Annotated in this window: 4 protein-coding genes and 2 pseudogenes; 2 read left to right on the top strand and 4 right to left on the bottom strand. The window is 71.4% G+C overall.

Annotation, left to right across the window (positions count from 1 at the left end):
- Window positions 1–14: 14 nt before the first annotated feature.
- Window positions 15–824: pseudogene (gene fdhD, locus AC2W7M_RS19980) on the top strand (formate dehydrogenase accessory sulfurtransferase FdhD).
- The gene (locus tag AC2W7M_RS19985) at window positions 814–1,044 is read left to right on the top strand and encodes a formate dehydrogenase subunit delta (RefSeq protein ID WP_486134340.1); all 231 of its coding nucleotides are present in this window, start codon (window positions 814–816) and stop codon (window positions 1,042–1,044) included. The pseudogene fdhD and the gene AC2W7M_RS19985 overlap by 11 nt, the downstream one beginning before the upstream one ends.
- An 8-nt stretch (window positions 1,045–1,052) precedes the next feature.
- Here AC2W7M_RS19985 and AC2W7M_RS19990 read toward each other — a convergent pair whose 3' ends face one another.
- The 4 genes and pseudogenes from AC2W7M_RS19990 to AC2W7M_RS20005 all read right to left on the bottom strand — a co-directional run bounded on the left by AC2W7M_RS19990 (window position 1,053) and on the right by AC2W7M_RS20005 (window position 4,481).
- Window positions 1,053–2,096, bottom strand: coding sequence for a cation diffusion facilitator family transporter (locus AC2W7M_RS19990; RefSeq protein WP_486134342.1), 1,044 nt, complete (start codon window positions 2,094–2,096; stop codon window positions 1,053–1,055).
- Window positions 2,097–2,224: 128 nt separating this feature from the next.
- Window positions 2,225–2,434, bottom strand: coding sequence for a DUF3126 family protein (locus AC2W7M_RS19995; protein WP_121624925.1), 210 nt, complete (start codon window positions 2,432–2,434; stop codon window positions 2,225–2,227).
- A gap of 80 nt (window positions 2,435–2,514) precedes the next feature.
- Window positions 2,515–3,393, bottom strand: a pseudogene (cysE, locus tag AC2W7M_RS20000) (serine O-acetyltransferase).
- Between the two features lie 335 nt (window positions 3,394–3,728).
- Entirely contained in the window at window positions 3,729–4,481 is a 753-nt protein-coding gene (locus AC2W7M_RS20005) for an alpha/beta fold hydrolase (protein WP_486134344.1), read from the bottom strand.
- Window positions 4,482–4,776 lie beyond the last annotated feature (295 nt).

A 4,776-nucleotide genomic window follows, 5' to 3' on the forward strand; every position in this document is an offset into this window, starting at 1 on the left:
CCGCCGGCACGGCGGTGGCGCGCGCGCAGGTGCGCGATGGCGCGGTCGCGGACGGCACCCGCGCCGTGCCGGAGGAGACGCCGGTCGCCCTCACCTTCAACGGCACCACCCACGCGGTGATGATGGCGAGCCCCACCGACATCGCCGACTTCGCCCTCGGCTTCGCGCTCACGGAAGGCATCGCGCCGCGGCGGACGAGATCGAGAGCCTCGACGTGATCGTGGTGGAGGAGGGCATCGAGGCGCGCATGTGGATCGCGCCGCAGAAGATGGCGCGCCTTGCCGCCCGCCGCCGGGCGCTGGCCGGCCCCACCGGCTGCGGCCTGTGCGGGGTGGAGAGCCTCGCCGAGGCGGTGAAGCCGGCGGCCCACGTGACCGCCGCGACGCGCTTTTAGGTCCGCGGAGATCCTCGCCGCCATGGCCGCCATGGCGCCGGCGCAGACCCTCAACCATGAGACCCGTGCGGTGCATGGCGCGGCCTATTTCGAGCCCGGTGCCGGCATCATCGCGCTCGCCGAGGACGTGGGGCGCCACAACGCGCTCGACAAGCTGGTGGGCGCGTCCGCTCGGCTCGGCCTCGACCCGGGCCGCGGCCTGCTTCTCCTCACGAGCCGCGTCTCCATCGAGATGGTGCAGAAGGCCTGCGTGCTGGGCGTGGGCGTCATCGCCGCCGTCTCGGCACCCACCTCGCTCGCCATCCGCACCGCCGAGGCGGCCGGCATCACGCTCTGCGCGGTGGTGCGCGCCGACGGCTTCGAGATTTTCACCCATCCGCAGCGCATCGCGCTCGGGCCGCACGAGGGGCAGGCAACCCATGTCGCATAGCACCGAGGACAAGCTGGTCTACATGGCGAACCAGATCGCCACCGCCTTCGCGCAGCTCAAGCACGAGCAGGCGGTGAAGGAGACCCGCACCCACATCGCCAAGTTCTGGGACCCGCGCATGCGCGCCAAGATCGCCGAGCACGTGGCCCATGGCGGCGAGGGCCTCTCGCCCATCGCCAAGGAGGCCCTGGAAGGCCTCGCCCCGGTCAAGGCGGCCTGAGGGACGCGCTACACCACCTCGGGCGGCGCGAGGGCGCAGGCCATGGCGCCCTGCTCCACCTGGATCGCCGCATGGCCGATGCCGAAGCGCGCCTTCAGCGCGGCCGCGATCTGCGTCAGGAGGGCGTCGTCCGCGCCCGCGCCGGGCCGCACCAGATGGGCGGTCAGCGCCACCTCGGTGGTGGAAAGCGCCCAGATGTGGAGATCGTGGACGCCCGTGACGCCCGGCTGGGCCGCGAGGAACGCCTCCACCGCCGCCGGATCCACATGGGCCGGCACCGTGTCCATGGCGAGGTCGACGCTGTCGCGCAGCAGCCCCCAGGTGCCGGCGACGATGGCGAGGGCAATGGCGATGGACACCGCAGGGTCGAGCCACAGCCAGCCGGTGAGCGCGATCACCGCCGCGGCGACCACCACGCCGAGCGAGATGGCGGCGTCCGCCACCATGTGAACGAAGGCGCCCCGCACGTTGAGGTCGCGCTTGCGGTCGGCCATGAAGAGCAGCGCGGTGCCGAAGTTCACGCCGATGCCCACCAGCGCCACCACCATGACGACGCCGGTGGCGACCGGCTGAGGATCGCCGAGGCGCGACACCGCCTCCCACAGGATGCCGCCGGTGCCCACCAGCAGCAGAACCGCATTGGCGAGCGCGGCGAGGATCGAGGAGCGCCCGTAGCCGTAGGTGCGCCTCTGCGTCGGCGGCCGGCGCGCGAGCCAGGCGGCGCCCCAGGCGAGCAGCAGGCCGAGCACGTCCGACAGGTTATGGCCGGCGTCCGCCACCAGCGCCAGCGATCCGGACAGGATGCCGAAGACCGCCTCGACGACGACGAAGCCGAAATTCAGCGATGCGCCGATGGCGAAGGCCCTGAGCGAGGCGGGCACCGCATGGCTGTGGCCCGCGTGATCGTGCCCGGAACGATCGCCGTCGGTGGAATGCCCGTGCGTGGAATGGCCAAGCGTGGATTGATCGTGGGCGGACTTGGCCGGACCCGCATCGGAATGCCCGCCATGGTCCGCGTCGCCGGCTTCGTGGCTCGTGTTGTGCTGCGCCATGATGTGTCCCCGCGCACCGTGCCCGAAGCAGCGCGATAGCACATCCCATCCGACAATTGAGCGACTGGGGAGACGGACGAGCCCGCCCTGCCCCCGCATCTCCACCGCCGGCTGCAGTCCGGACGCGCCTACTCCAAATCGGCGTCGAGGATGGCCATCTGGAAGTTGTAGGAGAGGTCGCCGTCCTCCTCGTCCTTGAAGAGCACGCCGATGAACTCCTCGCCGAGATAGACCTCGGCGCTGTCCTTCTTCTTCGGGCGCGCGGTCACCTTGATCTGCGGGTTGCCGAACAGGGTCCGCAGGTAACGCTGCACGCGCTCGAGTTCCGTCTTGTCCAAATCGCTTCCTCCTGGAATGCACCGACCCGCTTTTTGGCGGCCCGCCGCGCCCGGTTCAAGGGCGGCGGCGCAGAAATCGCTCAGATATCCGCTCCGGCGAAGATGTTGTCCTCGAACATCTGGTCCATGGAGCGCGCCGGCTCGGCACAGCCCGCCTCGCCCACCACCTTGGCCGGGATGCCGGCCACCGTGGTGTTGCGCGGCACCGGCTTCAGCACCACGGACCCCGCGGCCACGCGGGCGCAGCGGCCCACCTCGATATTGCCCAGCACTTCGCGCGGCGCCGATCAGCACGCCGCGGCGATCTTGGGATGGCGGTCGCCGCTCTCCTTGCCGGTGCCGCCCAGGGTCACGCCCTGGAGGATCGACACGTCGTCCTCGATCACGCTGGTGGCGCCGACGACGATGCCGGTGGCATGGTCGAAGAAGATGCCGCGCCCCATGGGCACCGCCGGGTGGATGTCCACCGCATAGACCGCCGAGGCCCGGCTCTGGAGATAGAGCGCGAAGTTCTGCTGGCCGTGGGTCCACAGCCAGTGGGCGAGGCGGTGGGTCTGGATGGCGTGGAAGCCCTTGAAATAGAGCACCGGCTCCAGCGTGCGGGTGGCCGCCGGGTCGCGGTCCACCACCGCCATGATGTCGGCGCGCAGCGCCTGGGCGATGGTCTTGTCGTCGTTCGTCGCCTCGAAATAGGCGGCGCGGATGGCGGAGCCGGGGATGTCGGGATGGTCGAGACGGGCGGCGATGCGCTCGCCGATCACCGCCTCCAGGCTCGGCTGGCCCAGGATGGCGCCGGTGAGGAAGCTCGCCATGAGCGGCTCGCGCCCCATGGCCTCCTCCGCCTCGTTGCGCAGCCGCGCCCAGACGGGGTCCACCACCTCGTGCCAGCGCTCGGTACCGGTGCGGGTCAGGCGCGGGCCGGAAGGCTCGGGTGCGGACGCGACGGGCAGCACGGGCATGGGGGTCTGCGGCATCTCTGCCTCCTCGGATGAAACGACTTGCCCTCTTTCTAGCACAAGCGCGGCGCCGTGCGCAGGTTCCCCGCGGTGGCAGGCCTCGGCCATGGGCCGGCCGGCTGGCTGGCATCTCACCGCCGTCATGCCCCGGCTTGTCCGGGGCATCTACCGAGCCGACCCGCCGGAGCTTCACGGTCGGGCGCGCGCCTCGCCTCGGCGTGGATCCCCCCGGACAAGCCCGGGGGGATGACGGGGGGCGCCCGGTCCATCGCGGCGAACCGCTCGAATCCTCGCCCCGGAGCCCTTGCGCCTCGCCCCCGCCCCTCGCCCCTGCCCGCTCACGGCCTGCGCGCGAGGAAGTCGAGCACCCCCTGCTTGAACACCTTGTCGCCCACCGCCGGGTTGTGGTCGCGGTTGGGGATGTCGAGCGCCACCGCGTCCGGCATCAGCGCCGCGAGCTTGTGGGCGTCGCCCGCCACCGTGTCCCGCGTGCCCACCGCCACCAGCACCGGCTGGTAGATGCGCGCCACCTCCTCGGGCGCCAGCACCTGGCGCGAGCCGCGGATGCAGGCGGCGAGCGCCTTCAGATCCTGCTTGTTGGCGTCGGCGAAGGACCGGAACATGCGGCCCATGGGATCGGTGACAGCCTCGAGGCTCGGCGCCTCCATGGCGTCGGCGATGGATTGCGGCAGGCCCACGCCTTCGACCAGGTGATAGCCGAGCCCGCCCATCACCAGCGAACGCACCTCCTGCGGGAAGTGCAGCGCCATCTGCGCCCCCACCCGCGCGCCCATGGAATAGCCGATGACATCGGCACGGGAGATGCCCAGATGGTCGAGCAGGCGCTTCGCGTCCTCCGCCATCAGCCGGGTGTCGTACAGCGCGGGATCGTAGACCTTGCCGGAGGCGCCATGGCCGCGATGGTCGAAGGCGATGGCGCGGTAGCCGGCCTCCACCAGCGTGCGCATCCAGGACGGGCCGACCCAGTTGATCTCCTTGGTGGAACCGAAGCCGTGGATGAGCAGCACGGGATCGCCCGCGCCCTCCTCGATGAAGGCGATGTCGATACCGTCGGAGGCGAAGTGGAGCATGGCGGACCTTCTCGGGGCGCGCGGCGGCGCGGGCGGGCCGGTGGGTGGGGCGCCGAACTTAGAGCGCAGGCCGCGGAAATTGAATCAGAATTGATCGGGTGACCGCCCGCGCGGACGCGGAAAGAGGATGCGCTTGCCGATCTGCACCCGTGGCGCGCCGGACGGGGGGAAAGCCGAGCTGCACGCGGTCGCGCCGCGCAGCGTCGTCCGGCGCCGCCGTCGGCCGGGAACCGCTCGCCCGCCCCCCTCCTCCCGCAAGGCCTCCGGGCGGAATCATCGCTCGCTCTGGTCCGCT

The sequence above is a fragment of the Xanthobacter sp. BG11Y11_SDJG genome, from assembly GCF_057364445.1.